The sequence below is a fragment of the Macrococcus sp. S115 genome (assembly GCF_030067655.1).
Lineage (GTDB): Bacteria > Bacillota > Bacilli > Staphylococcales > Staphylococcaceae > Macrococcoides > Macrococcoides psychrotolerans.
In genome coordinates this window covers 167,719-187,499 of sequence record NZ_JASJES010000002.1, presented here as the reverse complement: position 1 = coordinate 187,499, position 19,781 = coordinate 167,719, and the positions used below count along the sequence as shown (strand labels likewise).

Annotated in this window: 18 protein-coding genes and 1 other annotated feature; of the genes, 16 read left to right on the top strand and 2 right to left on the bottom strand. The window is 36.0% G+C overall.

All coding sequences use genetic code 11. The features are described 5' to 3' along the window. Positions 1-33 precede the first annotated feature (33 nt). Together QNJ52_RS04100 and QNJ52_RS04095 are read left to right on the top strand one after the other, a co-directional pair. Entirely contained in the window at positions 34-939 is a 906-nt protein-coding gene (locus QNJ52_RS04100) for an N-acetylmuramoyl-L-alanine amidase (RefSeq protein ID WP_283721924.1), read from the top strand. A 186-nt stretch (positions 940-1,125) separates the two neighbouring features. After that, a complete protein-coding gene (locus tag QNJ52_RS04095; RefSeq protein WP_101041671.1) occupies positions 1,126-2,061 on the top strand; it encodes an Abi family protein in 936 nt (311 codons plus the stop codon). 45 nt (positions 2,062-2,106) lie between these two features. Here the strand turns inward: QNJ52_RS04095 and QNJ52_RS04090 are convergent, their stop codons facing one another. Both QNJ52_RS04090 and QNJ52_RS04085 read right to left on the bottom strand, forming a co-directional pair. Then, positions 2,107-2,565, bottom strand: coding sequence for a hypothetical protein (locus QNJ52_RS04090; protein ID WP_283721923.1), 459 nt, complete (start codon positions 2,563-2,565; stop codon positions 2,107-2,109). A gap of 507 nt (positions 2,566-3,072) precedes the next feature. After that, entirely contained in the window at positions 3,073-3,804 is a 732-nt protein-coding gene (locus QNJ52_RS04085) for an NAD-dependent protein deacylase (protein WP_219492402.1), read from the bottom strand. A 199-nt stretch (positions 3,805-4,003) separates the two neighbouring features. Here QNJ52_RS04085 and QNJ52_RS04080 point away from each other — a divergent pair, with 199 nt between their 5' ends. From QNJ52_RS04080 to QNJ52_RS04015, 14 genes are all read left to right on the top strand, one after another. Further along, complete coding sequence (locus tag QNJ52_RS04080; protein WP_219492399.1) at positions 4,004-4,624, top strand: NUDIX domain-containing protein; 621 nt, start codon at positions 4,004-4,006, stop codon at positions 4,622-4,624. Position 4,625: 1 nt separating this feature from the next. After that, entirely contained in the window at positions 4,626-5,570 is a 945-nt protein-coding gene (locus QNJ52_RS04075; RefSeq protein WP_219492396.1) for a hypothetical protein, read from the top strand. 89 nt (positions 5,571-5,659) lie between these two features. Then, on the top strand, positions 5,660-6,943 hold the full coding sequence (tig, locus tag QNJ52_RS04070) for a trigger factor (protein WP_219492393.1): 1,284 nt from the start codon (positions 5,660-5,662) through the stop codon (positions 6,941-6,943). A 142-nt stretch (positions 6,944-7,085) separates the two neighbouring features. Next, positions 7,086-8,342, top strand: coding sequence for an ATP-dependent Clp protease ATP-binding subunit ClpX (gene clpX, locus QNJ52_RS04065; RefSeq protein WP_413474865.1), 1,257 nt, complete (start codon positions 7,086-7,088; stop codon positions 8,340-8,342). Positions 8,343-8,426: 84 nt separating this feature from the next. Further along, positions 8,427-9,014, top strand: coding sequence for a ribosome biogenesis GTP-binding protein YihA/YsxC (yihA, locus tag QNJ52_RS04060; protein ID WP_219492388.1), 588 nt, complete (start codon positions 8,427-8,429; stop codon positions 9,012-9,014). A gap of 90 nt (positions 9,015-9,104) precedes the next feature. Beyond that, positions 9,105-10,445: a glutamyl-tRNA reductase gene (hemA, locus tag QNJ52_RS04055; protein ID WP_219492384.1), complete on the top strand. Its 1,341-nt coding sequence runs from the start codon at positions 9,105-9,107 to the stop codon at positions 10,443-10,445. 8 nt (positions 10,446-10,453) lie between these two features. Continuing rightward, positions 10,454-11,287: a cytochrome c biogenesis protein CcsA gene (ccsA, locus tag QNJ52_RS04050; protein ID WP_219492382.1), complete on the top strand. Its 834-nt coding sequence runs from the start codon at positions 10,454-10,456 to the stop codon at positions 11,285-11,287. 9 nt (positions 11,288-11,296) lie between these two features. Next, the gene (gene hemC / locus QNJ52_RS04045; protein ID WP_219492379.1) at positions 11,297-12,220 is read left to right on the top strand and encodes a hydroxymethylbilane synthase; all 924 of its coding nucleotides are present in this window, start codon (positions 11,297-11,299) and stop codon (positions 12,218-12,220) included. 15 nt (positions 12,221-12,235) lie between these two features. After that, positions 12,236-12,904, top strand: coding sequence for a uroporphyrinogen-III synthase (locus tag QNJ52_RS04040; RefSeq protein WP_219492378.1), 669 nt, complete (start codon positions 12,236-12,238; stop codon positions 12,902-12,904). A gap of 15 nt (positions 12,905-12,919) precedes the next feature. Continuing rightward, positions 12,920-13,903: a porphobilinogen synthase gene (hemB, locus tag QNJ52_RS04035; RefSeq protein WP_219492376.1), complete on the top strand. Its 984-nt coding sequence runs from the start codon at positions 12,920-12,922 to the stop codon at positions 13,901-13,903. After that, a complete protein-coding gene (gene hemL, locus QNJ52_RS04030) occupies positions 13,903-15,186 on the top strand; it encodes a glutamate-1-semialdehyde 2,1-aminomutase (RefSeq protein ID WP_283721922.1) in 1,284 nt (427 codons plus the stop codon). The genes hemB and hemL overlap by 1 nt, the downstream gene beginning before the upstream one ends. 97 nt (positions 15,187-15,283) lie before the next feature. Then, positions 15,284-15,703, top strand: a complete 420-nt coding sequence (locus tag QNJ52_RS04025) for a hypothetical protein (protein WP_219492370.1) — start codon at positions 15,284-15,286, stop codon at positions 15,701-15,703. Positions 15,704-15,812: 109 nt separating this feature from the next. Further along, the gene (locus QNJ52_RS04020) at positions 15,813-16,859 is read left to right on the top strand and encodes an AbrB family transcriptional regulator (RefSeq protein WP_283721921.1); all 1,047 of its coding nucleotides are present in this window, start codon (positions 15,813-15,815) and stop codon (positions 16,857-16,859) included. 42 nt (positions 16,860-16,901) lie between these two features. Beyond that, positions 16,902-17,105, top strand: a binding site (T-box leader). A 42-nt stretch (positions 17,106-17,147) separates the two neighbouring features. Then, positions 17,148-19,781 (top strand): valine--tRNA ligase, encoded by a 2,634-nt coding sequence (locus QNJ52_RS04015; RefSeq protein WP_283722002.1) that lies wholly within the window; start codon positions 17,148-17,150, stop codon positions 19,779-19,781.

The window sequence follows — 19,781 nt, the reverse complement described above, 5'->3', positions numbered from 1 at the left end:
TTTTTTAATACAAAATTAGAGGAGAGAGATAATATGACAAAGACAAAAATTGGAACTTGGAATGGTGTACCTGTATACACAGATTTTTTACCAATAGGGACAAGAAGAACAGGACAGAGATTAAACAGTGGTAATCCGAGGTTTGCAGTATTTCACGATACAGGTAACCCTAATACATCAGCACAACAGAACGTGAACTACTATAAGAATACTTATATGCAACCATGGGATAGTGTTGCATCAGCACATATCTTTGTGGATGATACTGAATGTATTATCTGTATTCCTGTAACTGAAAAAGCATGGCATGTGATTTACAATACACCAACAGATAACGCTTGGTATGGTGCAGATGCAAACGATGTAGCGTTTGGTGTTGAAGCATCATACTATAGCGATAAAAATAGGTCACGTAAATCATTGGATAATGCATGTCGTATTATGGCAGCTTTATGCAATTCTTGGGGTATTAATCCACGTAATCAAATGCCTGGTCATCAAGATATCCAAGCTGATAAACAAGATCCAGGTAATCTATTAGCTGCTTGTGGTTATAATAGACGTGATATGACTGTGATTGACAATCTAGTTGTGAAATATATGAATGGCGATGCACCTGTTAAGAAAGTTGCACCTGCACCTAAAAAAGTAGTGAAACAATCGCCATCTGTTAAAAAACCTGCAACTAAAGGTTCAAAACGTATCAAAGCATGGTCTAAGACACCACATTATAAAGGAACGATTCAATATACTGCATCGTTGAGACAGCGCTCAGGTAGTGATTTCAGTAATTTTAGTTTCGACAAAGAAATTGGAACACTTAAAAAAGGCGAGACTGTCTATATCTTTGAAGAGATTCAAGATGCAGAAGGTAACATTTGGTGCAGAACGTATTCGCCATCTAACAATGGTTGGGTTCATAAGCACACAATTAAATAAGTAAGATTAAGCCCTGCATTCGAAAATGAGTGTGGGGCTTTTTTGTTGTTATAATTTAAATGATTTTTATTGACTATATGTCAATTATAATTTATATTTTAAATATAAACGACAACGCCCTCACTTCCTTTTTAGGCAGATAAGTTCTGATGTGGGGGCTATTTTTGTATCTAAAAGGGGATAAAAATGACTGGACCTAAACACTTAACTTTTGAAGAACAAATAGATTTATTAGTAGCAAGAGGAATGAATATCCCAGATAAATCAGGTGCCATGAATAAAATTGAAAATATTGGTTATTATAAACTAAAGGAATTTGCGTTTCCGCTTTCTAGTGTAGTCACAGAAGATGATGGTACCAAAACCAGAAGATATGATGGAGTAGAATTTTCTAGTGTAATTACACGATATTATCAAGATAAAAATTTAAGACTCAATGTACTACATGCAATTGAAAAAATAGAAGTATCATTAAAAACCCGTATATCCTTTGTATTAGGTGAATCTCATGGAGCTTTTGGATATTTAAAGTTTGGTAATTGGTGCAATAAAAAAGAATATTGTAAGCATTACTTAAAAGATCAAGAAGAAAAATTCAAATACCAACTTATTAAAAAGATAAAATTATCACATAGCCATGAATTAACTGATAAGGTGAATTTAAATGAACAAGGATTACCTAGTGTATGGTTGATGACTGATGTTCTTATGTTTGGTGACGTCATTGCATTGTTGAAACTTATGTCGAACAAAAACCTTAGAATGATTTCAAGTTATTATAACTGTACCAATGACGAATTGTTATCTTGGTTAAAATGTTTAAACTTTATTCGAAATATTTGCGCACATAATTCAAATATTCTAGACATTAAATTGAAAACAACTCCTAAGATCCATCCTGAATGGAAAAATGATATATTTAAAATGAAGAATAATAATTATTCTAATAGACTTGCGGTTGTAATATATATTGTTCATCACTTTATTAGAGAAATAAATAACAAATATCACATCTATAAAATACCTGTAGCTATCGAAAAGATAGTTAAAAAGGATGAAAAGAAAATAAATCAATTAGGATTTGTAAATGCTGAAGCAATAAAAAAATTGAAAGTGTTATAATATACTTTACATATAAATAGCCGAAAAACACCTAATCATCAATAATCAGGTGTTTTGATTTTTAGATTTTCTTTTTTCTTTGTATATGAGACTTATAAAAAGAAAAAGAATAATACTTAATAGAATATTGAGTAAGGAATAAATTATTGCTGATACATCAGGAAAAATATATTTAATAAAATATAAAACATAAAGGATAAATAATACTATAGATAGGTTTGCTAAATCATATTTATATTTTACTATATAACTTTTTTTGACTTTTTCATCATAATTTAATAAATTTCTTTCAAACCATGAATTTAAAAAGGTATTTAGTAATACAGTACATAATGTTAAAAATAATCCGCATATTAACATTATTTTTGATGCTTCATTTTCGCTACTGGAAACAGAACGAAAGGCTAAAAAGAATATGGCATTGAACATACCAGCAGTTACCAACATTAATACAACTGCTTCTGAATAAAGTGCTTCAAGTTCTTGTTTTGTATTTTTAGTCATATAATTCCTCCTGAAAGTAATAGTTTCTTTTATTATATAATGTTTTAATATCATTTAAAATCATAACTTATGGCGATGAAAAGGCGACAAGTGGCTCAACCACTTGATATTATTGATGTTGTAACCGTTCTCCTAAGTCGTATAAAGCTACTATATATAGGTATGTTGTAGTGCCCCATTTTTAAGTGCTACATTCTATTACGAGTGCAAGGTTTTTTTTATTCGGTTATATACCCGAATAACTTAAAATTCGGGTATATAACCGAAGAGCACCTTACTGATTATAGTAAGGTGCTTTTATGTGTCACTCACGTGTCAAATTAGTTTTATTTAGATATGTTTAGATATATTGTACTTCCTTATTTTTAGCGTAAATAGTATTAGTTTCTTCTATATAAATAGTGACAATATTCCCTCCCAGGACGCTAATGAGATGAGAACTTAAATGTTCTCTCAAAATCAAAAAGAACGCTATAGAAAATTTCTTTATTTTCTATAGCGTTCTTTTTATAATTTTATAGCATTGAGGACTTCTCCAATATAATCTTCAAAGATTAATGCATCGCTGCGTACTGTTCGTAGCGATGTTTTGTTGATTACTGCAAGTGTTTCACCATTAAAGAAATCTACAAAGGTTGATGCAGGATATACGACTAGCGATGTCCCGGCGATAATCATCATATCAGCATTCTGTATGGCAGTGATTGCTTCTGTAATTACCGATGAATTAAGTGCTTCTCCATACATCACGATATCAGGTCGTACGATATGATCATCGTGTGGACATCTGGGTATACCGTCTTTATCCATTGAAAGTTCTTCTAATTGAAATACTTTCTTGCAGTGTGTGCAATAATTTGTCTGAACGTTGCCGTGCAATTCTAGTACTTTACTGTTGCCGGCTGATTGGTGTAGTCCATCGATATTTTGTGTTACGACGGTCACATCTTTGCCTTGTTGTTCGAGTTTCGTGATAAAACGATGAGCAATATTCGGCTGTGCATGTGGATACACGAGTTTATCAAAGTGAAACTTGAAATATTGTTTTGGATATTTGTTAAAGAAATCAATAGAAATAATTTCTTCTGGTGAATGTTCAATGCTAGTTTCCTGCATGAAGATTCCATCAGCGCTTCTAAAGTCAGGGATACCGCTTTCAGTTGATACTCCTGCACCTCCGAAAAATACTATTTTTTCGCTCTTTTTTATTGCTTTTTCAAGCATACTAATTTTCTCCATTGTCAATTACTCCTTGTTATCCGTCGTTCTTCTATTTTAACATGTTCGAATACGGATATTAAAATATTGTTTTACCTCCTTTGCACAATAAATGAATTTAGATTATAATCATCACTTGTACAGAAAATATCGATTGAAAGCATTGTCTGATTTCGATAAAATCAAAGTAACCTATAAATCTGTTGTGAGGAGAAATACTATGAATAAATTGGATGAGCAAATAATCGTCGTTGATCGTGAAACGATATTTAGTCATGAGAAGAATCATTTCAATGGTTTTATCTCGATGGAAGATCAACGTGCGCTTGAAATATATGAGACACTAACGAAGTATGAAGTGAAACGCCGCGGAGATATGGAAGAAGATGAACGATATAAACAGTTGATTTCATATTGTATCCTGGAAAATGAAAACGATGAAATTTTAGTGTATGAACGTCTTGCTGGTGGGGGCGAAGGGAGACTCCACGGTCTATCTTCTATCGGAATCGGCGGCCATATGAATCGTATCGATAACGCACAAATTGAAGATGTTCTACTTGAGAACGCAGGTCGTGAACTGGAGGAAGAAGTAGGTGTTCGTGATGTTTCAGCAAATGTATTGCAGCTCATTGGATTTATTAATGATGATGACACAGAAGTTGGCCGTGTGCATATCGGGCTTGTGTTCAAATTGAAAGTTGCTTCTTCTGATGTATTTGTAAATGAAACAGATACCCTTAAAATTGACTGGAAGAAAGAACATACACTGATGCAGAACGCAGAATATGAATCATGGTCCAGGTTAATTATCGAGTCTATTTATAACGTAGGTCATTAATATGTCAGATATCATAATCTTCCCGAAACTAAAGGAAAATTTAAGCCGTCAAATTCGTCATGCAATGAAAAGTAGTCGCTATGAAGATGCATACGATGTGTTTATGACATTCGAAAGGCACTTTGAACTGAGTGCTGATGAGCAGTTGTTAAAGCTTGAATGTCTCTATCAGCTTGAAAGCTTCCTTGAGCTTAAAGAAGAATCAAGTATTCTTCTGAACCAAGGGCATCAGGCGTATAACGAGATTATTCCTTATTTTTTGGAAAGTTTAATGTATTATAAGCAATATCAGACAGTTGTAGAATTAATAGAGAGGCTCCGTCAAGAAAATGTCGATCAGAAATTATTGATAACGCTTATGCCATTGTATGATGAAGCAGCCCAAGCTTTAGAAATGAAAAGACGTGTGAGCAGAAATTTTATCGTGACGTTCCAAAGTTCTGATAGTAATGCACAATGTGAATTAATCTTAAAGTTGATTGATGAAGGCGACTTCGCCTATCAGATGTCGTTTATACATATATTAGAATCGAATACATTACATCCAAAAGTCATTTCATTTATTCTGCAGTATTTGCTGATGGCGCAGTGCGATAAGCATGTGACGATAACGAAATTTAACCTCACCATGCAAATAGAGGTATCAAAACTACCGCGTCTTGAAACATCAGAATTTCAAGAAGTAATCGATGGAGTTTATTCTTATCTGCAGCGTGAAATGCCATCAGCTGCAGATCATGCAGTGTTATTAATGAAGCAGCACCATCTTTTACTATACCCACTGGAATTCGAATATTTTGATAAACAGCAGCTGGATTTAATTATACAGACGTATGCGCATTATTTTCTGCAGTTGTTTACAGACAATAAGACGGATGATTTGGGTAATCAACATACAATTGATATAATGAACAAAATAAATCAACTTGAAAAGTATAACCGATAAAAAATAATAGTTGTAGATTGTTGAAGCTATCATGTATTATGTTATAATGAGAGAGTTGAAAAAATTAGAAATTCGTGGAGGAATATCACATGTCAGTAAAATGGGAAAAACAAGAAGGTAACGAAGGTGTATTAACAGTAACAGTTCCAGCTGAAGAAGTTAATGCAGGATTAGATAAAGCATTTAAGAAAGTTGTTAAACAAGTAAACGTACCAGGTTTCCGTAAAGGGAAAATGCCACGTCCAATGTTCGAACAACGTTTCGGTGCAGAAGCATTATACCAGGATGCATTAGATTTCATCTTACCAGATGCATATGCTGCAGCTGTTGAAGAAGCTGGAATCAACCCGGTTGATCGCCCAGAAATCGATATCGAGCAAATGGAAAAGGGTAAAGAATTAATCTTTACTGCTAAAGTTACAGTTGAACCTGAAGTAGAACTTGGAGATTACAAAGGTCTTGAAGTGGAAAAAGAAGATACAGAAGTAACTGAAGAAGATTTAAATAAAGCAATCGAAGCTGATTTAGCACGTAAAGCTGAATTAGTCGTTAAAGAAGATGGCGAAGTTGCTGAAGGCGACGTTGTTAACTTAGACTTTGATGGTTATGTTAATGATGAAGCATTTGAAGGTGGAAAAGCTGAAGGATACGATCTTGAAATCGGATCAGGTCAATTCATCCCTGGGTTTGAAGAACAATTAGCAGGAACTAAAGTTGGTGACGAAAAAGATGTTACAGTAACGTTCCCTGAAGAATACCACGCTGAAGAATTAGCTGGTAAAGAAGCAGTATTTAAAGTGAAAATCAACGAAGTAAAATCTAAAGAAGTACCTGAATTAGATGATGAAATGGCGAAAGAACTAGATGAGTCAGTTGATTCAGTAGATGCTTACAAAGAGAAATACAAAAAAGATCTTCAAGAACAAAAAACATTACAAGCAGAAAACAACATGAAAGAGAGTTTAATTGCTCAAGCTGTTGAAAATGCTAAAGTTGATATTCCTGAAGCGATGATCAATACAGAATTAGACCGTATGATGCAGGAGTTTGAACAACGTATTGCGCAACAAGGTTTAAACTTAGAACTTTACTATCAATTCTCAGGTCAAACTGAAGAGCAACTTAAAGAAAGCATGAAAGCTGATGCTGAAGCACGTGTTAAAACTAACTTAACATTAGCAGCAATTGCTAAGGCTGAAAACATCGAAATATCTGATGCAGATGTAGATGCTGAACTTTCTAAGATGAGCGAACAGTTCGGATTATCAGTAGATGACATTAAAGCTGCTCTTGGTAACGGTGAAGTTTTAAAAGACGACTTACGTATCCAAAAAGCAATCGATGTTCTTGTTAAAGAATCAAAAGAGAAATAAATTGTAAAGTGATACATTACCGTTAAAAGACACGGCGACTCCTGCTTTTAAGGAATTTCGTCCGTGTTTTTTAATTTTAGTTTAATCATTTGCAATCATTGTAAATGTTTAGTATATTCTTTTAAGAATAGGGGTGTTAAGAGTGTATAATAATGAAGAAGAAAACTTAAAATGTTCTTTCTGCGGAAAAGATCAAGATCAGGTTAAGAAATTAGTCGCAGGAAGTGGCGTATATATATGTAATGAATGTATTGAATTATGCTCAGAGATTGTAGCTGAAGAGCTAAAGACTGTTGAACACGAAGAGATTACTGAAATTCCAAAACCACACGAAATGATGGCGTTACTGGATGCTTATGTTATTGGACAAGACAAAGCGAAAAAAGCCCTGGCAGTGGCGGTTTATAATCATTACAAACGTATATTTAATCCATTGAATGATGAAGATGGTGTGGAAATACAAAAGAGTAATATCGCATTAATCGGACCAACAGGTAGCGGAAAGACTTTACTTGCTCAAACGCTAGCACGTTCTCTTAATGTACCATTTGCAATTGCAGATGCAACCAGTCTTACAGAAGCAGGTTATGTAGGTGAAGATGTAGAGAACATCTTACTGCGCTTAATTCAGGCAGCTGACTTTGATGTTGAACGCGCAGAAAAAGGTATTATCTATGTCGATGAGATCGATAAGATTGCCCGTAAATCTGAAAATACATCCATCACACGTGATGTCAGTGGTGAAGGGGTACAACAAGCATTGCTGAAAATTTTAGAAGGTACTGTTGCAAGTGTACCGCCACAAGGTGGAAGAAAGCATCCAAATCAGGAGTTCATACAAATTGATACAACGAATATTCTGTTTATTTTAGGTGGCGCATTTGATGGTATCGACGAAGTGATTAAGCGTCGCTTAGGGGAAAAAGTAATTGGTTTTACTGGTATTAAAGAACAAGGTATTGACGAGGCGACGCTGTTATCACAGATAAAACCTGAAGACTTACAAAGCTATGGTCTTATTCCGGAGTTCATTGGTCGTATACCAGTTGTTGCGAATCTAGAGCAGTTAGATGTTGATGCACTGAAGAATATATTGACTCAGCCTAAAAATGCATTAGTCAAACAATATAAGAAGATGCTTGAAATTGATGGGGTTTCCCTGGAGTTTACAGATGAAGCATTAACTGCAATCAGCGAACTTGCAATCGAGCGTAAGACTGGTGCACGTGGTTTAAGATCGATTATCGAAGAAAGTATGCTTGAAGTTATGTTCAGTATTCCGTCAAGAACAGATGTCAAAAAAGTAGTTATTACTAAAGAGACAATAGAAGATGGCGCGTCTCCAGAACTTTATAATACTGAAGATGAACTTATAAATATCGAAGTTACGTCAGCATAAACAATGAAGAGAATGTAAACAGTACATTCTCTTTTTTGTATGATTTCATGTATAATAGATGAGATGAAAGAAGAGGAGACGACAATGAATATAAATCCAAATAATGTAGAAATAATTATTAGTGCGGTGAAACCTGACCAATATCCTGATACAGGATTGAAAGAGGTTGCATTAGCGGGACGCTCAAATGTTGGGAAGTCATCGTTTATCAATACGATGATCGGTCGAAAGAGTATGGCGAGAATTTCTTCAAAGCCTGGTAAGACTCAGACGTTAAACTTCTTTAATATTGATGAACAACTTGTTTTTGTAGATGTACCAGGGTATGGTTATGCCAAAGTTTCTAAAACGGAAAGAGAACGCTGGGGCAAGATGATCGAGACGTATATTACTACTCGTGATAATCTTGCATGTGTGATACAGCTTGTGGATATACGTCATAATCCTACTGAAGATGATCGTTTGATGTATGACTTTTTGAAGCATTATGATATACCGACAATCGTCATTGCGACTAAAGAAGATAAAATACCTAAAGGTAAAATTCAAAAACACCTAAAGGTAATCAAACAGGATCTCGATATGGATCCATCAGATACGTTAATCAGCTATACAGCTTTAAGTAAAGATAAAAATCCGATGATTTTTAATGCAATCGAGAAATATCTATAAATGTGAATTTTTTATGAAATCGGGCAGAATTAAAGCATAAAGGGAACGAAATGTTATAATAGTAACAATGGCAAAAATGGGGGCGTTAATATGCATATTGTTGTTGTGAGTGTTAATCACAAGACAGCAGATGTCAGCTTGAGGGAGAAGCTGGCATTTAGTGAATCATCAATTCAGCAGGCATTATCTGCTTTGATTAATCAAAAATCAATACTAGAAGGTGTCATTCTTTCTACATGTAACCGCACAGAAATCTATGCTGTTACTGACCAGGTTCATACAGGTAGATACTACGTAAAATCATTTATGTCTGAATGGTTTGATGTTGATATCGAAACGATTAAGTCTGTGACGGATGTAAAGGTTGGCAATGAAGCAATCCATCACCTTTTCAAAGTGATCACAGGACTGGATTCAATTGTACTTGGTGAAACACAGATTCTTGGACAAATTCGAGATAGTTTTCTGCTTGCACAAAGTGAAGGTACGACCGGAACTGTTTTTAATAAGTTATTTAAAGATGCAATTACGCTTGCAAAGCGTGCACATGCTGAGACAGATATTTCTTCAAAAGCAGTATCGGTAAGTTATGCAGCTGTGGAATTAAGTAAGAAAATATTAGGTAAGCTTGAAAATAAGAAAATATTGATTGTTGGTGCGGGTGAAATGGCTGAGCTGGCACTACAAAACTTAGTCGGCTCGGGAGCAACAGATATTACGGTCATCAACCGTACAGCTGAGAAAGCGAAATCACTTGCAGATCAGTATGGCGGTCGTCAAGTATCGTTGCAAGAACTTCAATGTGCGCTTATTGAAAGTGATATCGTCATCTCTTCAACGAGTTCACAGGAATTTATTATCACGAAACCGATGATGCAGGATATTATGAAGTTACGTAAGAATAAGTCGCTCGTCTTAATTGATATCGCAGTACCACGTGATATTGATCCTAAAGTAAATGATATCGATCTTATCTTTAATTATGATGTAGATGACCTAAAGGGTCTAGTCGATGCCAATCTAGCAGAACGTGAACGTGCAGCGCAAGTAATCTATACGATGATTGATAAACAAGTGATGTCTTTTGTAGACTGGATCAATATGCTGGGTGTCGTACCTGTTATTACTGCTTTACGTGAGAAAGCATTAAGAATTCAGGAAACAACGATGGAGAGTATCGACCGTAAGATGCCTGACCTTTCTGAGCGCGATCGTAAGGTAATCTCAAAGCATATGAAGAGTATAATTAACCAGATTCTTAAAGATCCAATTTCACAGGCAAAAGAAGTGAGTGGTTCTGAGAACAGAGCAGCGGAACTGCAGTTCTTCCAGGAGATTTTCAATATTACGAATGAAGTTGAAAGTATAAAGAACAATGAACCGGAAGTTCGTCGTTCAAAAAACAGTTTTGTCTTTAATCCCGAGCAATAGGTGATGGAATGAGTGAATTACTATTAATGCGTATGCACGAAGCAATACTTATCATCTATATGATAAGTATTGCTTGTTATTTCCTTGATTTCGTCCAGAAATCAAATCGGATTAAACAAATAGGCTACATACTTTTATGGCTAGTATTCGTCCTGCAAACAGGCTCAATTTTATTGTTTAGAGTCGTCGTAGGGCGGATGCCTTTTGAAACTTTAACAGAAGGTTTTTATTTTTACACGTGGCTGATTATATTACTTTCTATCATACTTTCACGTTTCATCAAAACGGAATTTTTTGTGTTTATGATGAACTTAATTGGTTTTATCTTTATGATGATCCATACGTTTCATCCAGCTGAATTCTATCAAGATACGACGGTCTCACATATGATGAATGAACTCTTATGGATACATGTCACGCTTGCAATTATCAGCTATGTAATGTTTTTAGTTTCATCTTTACATGCAGTACTATATATTGTGCAGATGAACTATTTAAAGAAGAAGAAGTTTAATCAGAAATTCTTTAGAATTAGTGATCTTTCAAGCCTAAGCCAACTGGCGTTTTTGTTTGCAATTATTGGTTCGGTCCTTTTGCTGATTTCTTTAATATTAGGCATCTACTGGGGGTTATCCTTTGAAGGTAATGCCATATGGTATGATTCGAAAGTGATCGGCTCTCTTATATTACTGACTGGATACTTTATCTATATTTATCTCCATCAGCAAACACTCCTGCAGATGCGCTTGCTGATGGACATCAATGTTATGCTTTTTTTGATGTTGCTAATCAATTATATGGTCGCTTCAAGATTTTCTGGTTTTCATCAGCTATTCTATTAGGAGGCAGTTATGAGAAAAATTATTGTGGGTTCAAGAAGAAGTAAACTAGCACTGACACAAAGTCAGCAATTTATTGATCAGTTAAAGCGCAAGCATCCGAATCTTGAAATAGAGATTAAGGAGATTGTGACTAAAGGAGATCAGATTGTGAATGTTCAGCTCTCTAAAGTTGGAGGTAAAGGTTTGTTCGTTAAAGAAATTGAACAGGCACTTTATGATGGTACAATCGATTTTGCGATTCATTCACTGAAAGATGTTCCAAGTGTGTTACCTGAAGGGTTAACACTAGGCTGTATTCCAGTACGAGAAGATGCGCGTGATGCATATATTGCAAAGAACCATATTCCGTTACATGAATTAAAGCCGGGAAGTATTGTAGGGACATCTTCTTTAAGACGTGGTGCCCAATTGTTAGATCAATATCCACATCTAGAAATTAAATGGATAAGAGGCAATATTGATACACGCCTTGCAAAACTTCGTGATGAAGACTATGATGCAATTATTTTAGCTGCAGCAGGACTTAACCGAATGGGATGGGATAAGTCGATTGTTACTGAATATCTAAATCCTGAACTGATGTTACCTGCGATTGGCCAAGGTGCATTAGGTATTGAATGCAGAAGTGATGATGCAGAAGTTTTAGCATTATTAAAATCAGTGCATGATGAAGAGACTGAAATCTGCACAGAAGCTGAAAGAACATTCTTGAGATTGATGGATGGTAGTTGCCAAGTACCAATTGCAGGTCATGCAACGATGGTTGGCGAGTCAATTGAATTTACAGGTCTTATCATGAGTCCAGACGGGAAAGAAAAATACAAAGTTACACATAGTGGCAGTAATCCGGTAGAAATCGGTACCCAGGTGGCAAAAGCGATGGAACAAAACGGAGCAAAAGCAATTATTGAAACTTTGAATCAAGACGTATAAAAAGGATTGATTAAAATGAAGCCGGTTGTATTGAACACAGGAAGTCGTAATGAAACATATAAAGGATTGACAGTACTGCATAAACCATTGATTAAAATTTGTGCGCTGCCTTTAGATGAAACGATCCGTGCACAATATGACTGGCTTATTTTTACGAGTAAAAATGCGGTTACTTTATTCTTTGAAATGTATCCATATATAAAATATAAACAAGTTGCAGCGATAGGGACGAAAACAGAAGAGGCTCTTTCCAATCTGAATATTAAGGTAGATTATGTTCCGAGTCGCTTTCAGCAGGAATATTTCTTAGAAGATATGGACACGCGCTTTCAAGATAAAACAGTTTGTCTACCCATTTCAAAAAAAGCAAGGCCCTTGATGTTTGAAACTTTGAAAAATATCGCTACTGTCGATAAAATAGAATTATATGAACCACAGCCGCATCTTGATAATGTCATGTGTGTTCATCAGATGATTCGTAGCAGAACTATCGACTGGATATTGTTTTTAAGTCCATCATCTGTTCATGCATATTTTCAGCACTTTTCTTTATCGGAAGATATACGTGTTATGGCGATTGGACAAGTTACGAGTGAAGCGTTACAAAAGTACAATGTGTCCCACGTAATTAGTGAGCAAGAAACATTGTACGCTATGTATGAAACAATTAAAAAATTAAATTAAAGGCAGGTATAAATAATGAATTTTGATCGTCACAGAAGATTAAGAAGCTCAGTCAATATGCGTAATATGGTTAGAGAAACAGCGTTACATAAACGTGACCTTATTTATCCGATATTTGTAATAGAAAAAGATGATGTAAAGAAAGAAATCTCGTCTATGCCAGGTATCTATCAACTGAGCCTTAATATTATGGATGAAGAAGTGCACGAAGCATACAAGCTCGGAATCCGCGCTGTTATTCTGTTTGGTATTCCTAACCGTAAGGATGCATGCGGAACAGGTGCTTATGATGATGAAGGAATCATTCAAAAAGCAACCCGTAAGGTAAAATCTCTATATCCAGATATGCTTGTACTTGCTGATACATGTCTATGTGAATACACAGATCATGGTCATTGTGGTGTATTAGATGAACATACACATGATGTCATCAATGATGAAACGCTACCATTACTCGTTCAAACTGCAGTTTCTCAAGCAAAAGCGGGTGCCGATATTATTGCACCAAGCAACATGATGGATGGCTTTGTTACAGAAATACGTAAAGGATTAGATGAGGCAGGTTTTGTTAATGTCCCAATTATGAGTTATGGTATTAAGTACGCTTCAGCATTCTATGGACCTTTCCGTGATGCAGCAGAAAGTGCACCGAGTCATGGTGACCGTAAGAGCTATCAAATGGATCCGGCGAATCGTCTTGAAGCAATGCTTGAACTTGAAAGTGATTTAAAAGAAGGCTGCGATATGATGATCGTTAAGCCCGCACTATCTTATTTAGATATTATTCGTGATGTGCGTAACAACTCAAATGTACCGATTGTAGCATATAATGTTAGTGGTGAATATTCAATGACAAAAGCAGCTAGTATGAATGGCTGGGTTGATGAAGAGCGTATCGTAATGGAACAGATGCTTTCTATGAAGCGTGCAGGTGCAGATATGATTATAACGTACTTTGCAAAAGACATTTGTAAATACTTAGACGAAGGAGAATACTAATGGATTATTCAAAATCAAAGCAAGCATTTAATGAAGCAGTCAATTTGATGCCAGGTGGTGTAAATAGTCCGGTTCGCGCATTCAAAAGTGTAGACATGGATCCTATATTTATGGAGCGTGGGAAAGGTTCTAAAATATATGATATTGATGGCAATGAATACATCGATTACGTTCTAAGCTGGGGGCCGTTAATTTTAGGTCATGCAAACGACACTGTAACGGGCGCGTTAAATAAAGCTGTACTAAATGGTACAAGCTTTGGTGCGCCTACAGAACTTGAGAACAAAATGGCAGAACTTGTAATTGAACGTGTACCTTCAATTGAAATGGTTCGTATGGTTTCAAGTGGTACTGAGGCAACACTAGCAGCACTTCGCTTAGCAAGAGGATTTACAGGTAAGAATAAAATTTTAAAATTCATCGGATGTTACCACGGGCATAGTGACTCATTATTAATAAAAGCAGGGAGTGGTGTGGCTACGTTAGGATTACCAGATTCTCCTGGAGTTCCTAAAGGTACTGCAGAGAACACGATTACGGTTCACTATAATGATTTAGATGCTGTTAAGCTTGCATTTGAACAATTTGGTGATGATATCGCTGGTGTCATTGTAGAACCTGTGGCTGGCAATATGGGAGTAGTACCTCCAGTTGAAGGGTTTTTAGAAGGTTTACGTGAGATTACATCTGAATACGGTGCATTATTAATATTTGATGAAGTAATGACAGGTTTCCGTGTAGGTTATAACTGTGCTCAAGGTTACTTCGGCGTTACTCCGGATTTAACGTGTTTAGGTAAAGTTATCGGTGGTGGATTATCAGTAGGTGCATTTGGTGGGCGCAAAGACATTATGGAACATATTGCGCCAAGTGGTGCGGTATATCAGGCAGGAACATTAAGTGGAAATCCGCTTGCGATGACTGGTGGTTACTATACATTAAGTCAACTAACACCTGAAAGTTATGAATACTTTAACCATTTAGGGGATATGTTAGAAGCAGGCTTAACGGATGTATTTGCAAAACATAACGTACCGATCACGATTAATCGTGCTGGTAGTATGATAGGATTTTTCTTAAATGAAGAAAAAGTGACAAATTTTGAAATTGCTTCTAAGTCTGACTTAAAACTATTTGCAGCTATGTACAAAGAGATGGCCAATAATGGTGTGTTCCTACCTCCTTCACAATTCGAAGGGATGTTCCTGTCGACTGAACATACTGAAGAAGATATTCAGAGAACAATCAATGCTTTTGATAAATCTTTAACTGTCATTTTATAAAATAAAAATTAAAATAATGTTTCGAGTTGTGATTAATAGGATATAGATTGATATGTAGTTGAAATAAGCTGCATAATCTAATCTGGAGGTCGTTATTATGACAAACAACAAAAACAGCAACAGCAACGACAAAGAAAATGAAGTCATCTATGATTCATCTAAGAATAGACATGAAAATGTAACCCATCAAGCAGATGGAGATACATACAAAAACGGTCAAAAAGTTCGTGAAGGTGAACATCACGATAAAGTGGTTGGAGACCGAGATAATGTAGACCATGCGAAGAAAAGTAATCCGTTGAAATGGATTTTACCTTTATTACTTCTTCTGATTTTAATACCTTTATTATTTAAGTTCTGTAATGATAATAAAGATGCTGAAGAAGATGTAAAGACAGAAGAAAAAGCAACAACTGAAGCTCCTACAACAGAAAAAGCTACAGAAGAAAAAACGTCTGATGCACAAGTAAAATCATTTGATTTAGCATCAATCGTCAACTTTGATTTAGTAGCTTAAAAATGTTGCTTAAAGTCTAAGACATATGTCTTAGACTTTTTTTGAGCATGTTAGTATAATTATTATACCTAAATATGGTATGATTTGTATGAAAAAGGCAGGTGATCCTTTGAATTACATCATTATTTTTATCGTGAGCTTACTCATGGGGCTGATCCTAAGTACTGTTCATCTTATTTTACCATGGTTATTCGGTCCGATTATTGCCACAGTGCTACTGAGAAAGTTTACTTCAAGAGAATATCAATGGCCGAAGTGGTTAAGCGAAATCGGACTATATATTCTAGGAGCTCAGATTGGAGCATCTTTTACGAAAGAAATTGTAGCTGATATTCACGATGAATTAATGTACATCATATTAATAAGTATCTTCGTTATTTTGTTAGCTATAATGATATCTTTTGTGTTAAAGCATTTTTTAAACTGTTCTCTCGAAACAGCAATTTTAGCGTCGATACCAGGTGCACTTAATCAAATGATCGTGATGGCAGAAGAGAATAAACATGCCAATCTATTGGTCGTCACATTAGCACAGACTTCGCGAATACTGATTGTTGTGTTGATTGTACCTTTCATTTCTTCTTTGCTTCCAGAAGGCGGGCATCATGCGACAATATCCCAGACGCCTTCCATGATGGAGGCTATAAATCTGCAAACCATGTTGTTGTTAATAGGTGCGATGGTAATTGCAGGTTATCTTTATAGACGCATACATTTTCCTGTACCGGATATGATAGGTCCGATAACTGTCCTGATGATCTGGAATTTAACGACCGGAATAAATTTCATGATTCCTACACCGCTAATTATTCTGGCTCAAATGTTTTTTGGCATTCGTATTGGATTACAGCTCTATGACCTTTCTTATCAAATTAATCGACAGCTATTTATTGGCGTGCTGATTCAGAATTTACTATTGATTATAGGGACATTTATAATTGTGTATTTAATGAATCTTTTTATGCATGAGAGTTTTAATGATCTTTTTTTAAGTGCAGCGCCAGGCGGTATGGCTCAGATTATTATTGTCGGACTGGAAACAGGAGCGAACGTAGCGATGATTTCAAGTTATCATATTTTTAGGATTTTTATTATTTTGCTGGTGGTAACACCATTACTATCCATCTACCTTAAATATAGAGCACGTCATATTTGAATATAAATTGACAATATATCATGAATCTAATACAATTATTTTAAGTTCATATTATATTAGGAAGAGTAGCGGATGCGTATTTATAGAGAGTGCATGGTTGGTGAGAATGCATAATGCAATTTTGTGAAGGTAGCCTGGAGCGTTTATTTGCTGAATAAAGTAGGTTAATACGTGTAAGAGCGTTAATCTTTTGAGTGCAGTAGCAATACTGAATTTAGGTGGTACCGCGGTAAATCCGTCCTATAGTTATAGGATGGATTTTTTTATTTGAAATTATTGAGTGGAGGTATAATAATGGAAACGAAATATAATCCAAATACAGTTGAAACAGGTAGATATAAAGAGTGGGTTGAGAAAGAATTATTTAAAGCAGAAAGTAAAAGCGACAAAAAACCGTATACAATTGTGATTCCACCACCAAACGTAACAGGAAAACTACATATCGGACACGCGTGGGATACAACATTACAGGATATCATTACACGTATGAAACGTATGCAAGGTTATAATACGTTATATTTACCTGGAATGGACCATGCCGGTATTGCGACGCAAGCGAAGGTAGAAGCAAAATTACGTGAAGAGGGTGTCAGTCGTCACGACATCGGACGTACTAAATTTTTAGAGCATACGATGGAATGGAAGGAAGAATATGCAGGATTTATTCGTCAACAGTGGGCAAAGCTCGGTCTTGGACTAGACTATTCACGTGAGCGCTTTACATTAGACGAAGGATTAAGTGAAGCGGTTAAAGAAGTGTTCGTTAAGATGTACGAAAAAGGTTTAATCTATCGTGGGGAACGTATCATTAACTGGGACCCTGCAGCACGTACAGCATTAAGTGATATTGAAGTTATTCATGAAGAAGTTGAAGGTGCGTTCTATCATATTAACTATCCTTTAGCTGATGGTTCAGGATTTATCGAAATTGCGACGACACGTCCTGAGACGATGTTAGGTGATACTGCGGTTGTGGTACATCCAGAAGATGAACGTTATAAAGAAATGATCGGTAAAAATGTAATCTTACCGATTATGAATCGAGAAATTCCTGTACTTGCAGATGAGTATGTTGAGATGGACTTTGGTACTGGAGCAATGAAAGTTACCCCTGCACATGATCCAAATGACTTTGAGATCGGGAACCGCCATAATTTAGAGCGCATCAATGTGATGAATACTGATGGCTCGATTAATAAGTTAGGTGGTAAATATGAAGGATTGGACCGTTTCGAATGCCGCAAACAGCTTATCGCTGACTTGAAGGAAAGCGGAGAACTTGTGAAAGTGGAACGTCATATGCATCAAGTCGGCCATTCTGAACGTAGTGGCGCAGTTGTAGAGCCTTATCTTTCAACGCAATGGTTTGTTAAGATGGCACCGCTTGCTGAGCAGGCATTAAACAACCAGAAAACAGAGGGACGCATTGAATTCGTTCCGAATCGTTTCGAAGGCACATTTAACCGCTGGATGGAAGGCATTCATGATTGGTGTATTTCTCGTCAGTTATGGTGGGGACATCAAATTCCAGCATGGTATCATAAAGAAACAGGTGAACTTTACGTAGGTAAAGAAGCGCCTGCAGACATAGAGAACTGGACCCAGGATGAAGACGTACTAGATACATGGTTCTCAAGTGCGCTTTGGCCATTTTCAACACTTGGCTGGCCAGATACTGAGACGATTGACTATAAAACGTTTTATCCGACGAATGTCCTCGTAACGGGATATGATATTATATTCTTCTGGGTAGCACGTATGATCTTCCAAGGATTAGAATTCACAGGAAAACGTCCATTTGATGATGTGTTAATCCATGGATTAGTACGTGCAGAAGATGGTCGCAAAATGAGTAAGTCTCTAGGTAATGGTGTTGATCCAATGGATGTTATCGATCAGTACGGTGCAGATAGCTTACGTTATTTCTTAGCGACAGGTTCTTCACCAGGACAAGATTTACGTTACTCAACTGAAAAGGTTGAAGCGGCATGGAACTTCATCAACAAAATCTGGAATGCTTCACGCTTTAGCTTAATGAACATTGGTGATGATTTTAAAGCTGAACATATTGACCTATCTGGTAAGAAATCACTAGCTGATGAGTGGATTTTAACACGCTTAAATGAAACTATTGCAGACGTTACGCGTCTTGCTGAGAAGTATGAATTCGGTGAAGTAGGTCGTATACTGTATAACTTTATCTGGGATGAATTCTGTGACTGGTACATCGAAATGAGTAAGATTCCGATGAACGGTGAGGATGAAGTACAAAAACAAATGACGCGATCAGTATTAGCATATACGTTAGATTCAATCATGCGTATGTTACATCCGTTTATGCCGTTTGTAACTGAACATATCTGGCAGAACTTACCGGTAACAGGTGATTCAATTGTTACTGCAAGCTGGCCAGTGGTGAAACCTGAACTATCAAATGAACAATCTAAACGTGATATGGAGCAGTTGATGGAAATTATTCGTGCTGTGCGTAATACGCGTAGCGAAGTGAATACGCCGATGAGTAAACAAATTCCGATGATGATTAAGACAAATTCTGAAGCCATTTCAAATCGTCTAGAAACAGAACGTCCATTTATTGAGCGATTCTGTAATCCATCTACATTAACGATTTCAACGGATGTAGAAATTCCAGAAGAAGTAATCACAACTGCGGTGACAGGAGGTTCTGTCATTCTGCCATTAGAAGGTCTGATTGATATGGAAAAAGAAATTGCACGTCTTGAAAAAGAACTTGAAAAATGGCAGAAAGAACTAGAACGTGTCGATAAGAAGCTAAGTAATGAAAAGTTTGTCGCTAAAGCGCCAGAGAAAATTATCAATGAAGAAAAAGAAAAGCAGGCACTATATACAGAGAAATATAATAGTGTTCAGGAACGTCTAAACCAATTGAATAGGAAGTAA

Excerpts from the sequence above, each read along its gene's own strand:
- QNJ52_RS04100 (WP_283721924.1), top strand. The coding sequence starts at position 34 with ATGACAAAGACAAAAATTGGAACTTGGAATGGTGTACCTGTATACACA.
- QNJ52_RS04095 (WP_101041671.1), top strand. The coding sequence starts at position 1,126 with ATGACTGGACCTAAACACTTAACTTTTGAAGAACAAATAGATTTATTA.
- QNJ52_RS04090 (WP_283721923.1), bottom strand. The coding sequence starts at position 2,565 with ATGACTAAAAATACAAAACAAGAACTTGAAGCACTTTATTCAGAAGCA.
- QNJ52_RS04085 (WP_219492402.1), bottom strand. The coding sequence starts at position 3,804 with ATGGAGAAAATTAGTATGCTTGAAAAAGCAATAAAAAAGAGCGAAAAA.
- QNJ52_RS04080 (WP_219492399.1), top strand. The coding sequence starts at position 4,004 with ATGAATAAATTGGATGAGCAAATAATCGTCGTTGATCGTGAAACGATA.
- QNJ52_RS04075 (WP_219492396.1), top strand. The coding sequence starts at position 4,626 with ATGTCAGATATCATAATCTTCCCGAAACTAAAGGAAAATTTAAGCCGT.
- tig (WP_219492393.1), top strand. The coding sequence starts at position 5,660 with ATGTCAGTAAAATGGGAAAAACAAGAAGGTAACGAAGGTGTATTAACA.
- yihA (WP_219492388.1), top strand. The coding sequence starts at position 8,427 with ATGAATATAAATCCAAATAATGTAGAAATAATTATTAGTGCGGTGAAA.
- hemA (WP_219492384.1), top strand. The coding sequence starts at position 9,105 with ATGCATATTGTTGTTGTGAGTGTTAATCACAAGACAGCAGATGTCAGC.
- ccsA (WP_219492382.1), top strand. The coding sequence starts at position 10,454 with ATGAGTGAATTACTATTAATGCGTATGCACGAAGCAATACTTATCATC.
- hemC (WP_219492379.1), top strand. The coding sequence starts at position 11,297 with ATGAGAAAAATTATTGTGGGTTCAAGAAGAAGTAAACTAGCACTGACA.
- QNJ52_RS04040 (WP_219492378.1), top strand. The coding sequence starts at position 12,236 with ATGAAGCCGGTTGTATTGAACACAGGAAGTCGTAATGAAACATATAAA.
- hemB (WP_219492376.1), top strand. The coding sequence starts at position 12,920 with ATGAATTTTGATCGTCACAGAAGATTAAGAAGCTCAGTCAATATGCGT.
- hemL (WP_283721922.1), top strand. The coding sequence starts at position 13,903 with ATGGATTATTCAAAATCAAAGCAAGCATTTAATGAAGCAGTCAATTTG.
- QNJ52_RS04025 (WP_219492370.1), top strand. The coding sequence starts at position 15,284 with ATGACAAACAACAAAAACAGCAACAGCAACGACAAAGAAAATGAAGTC.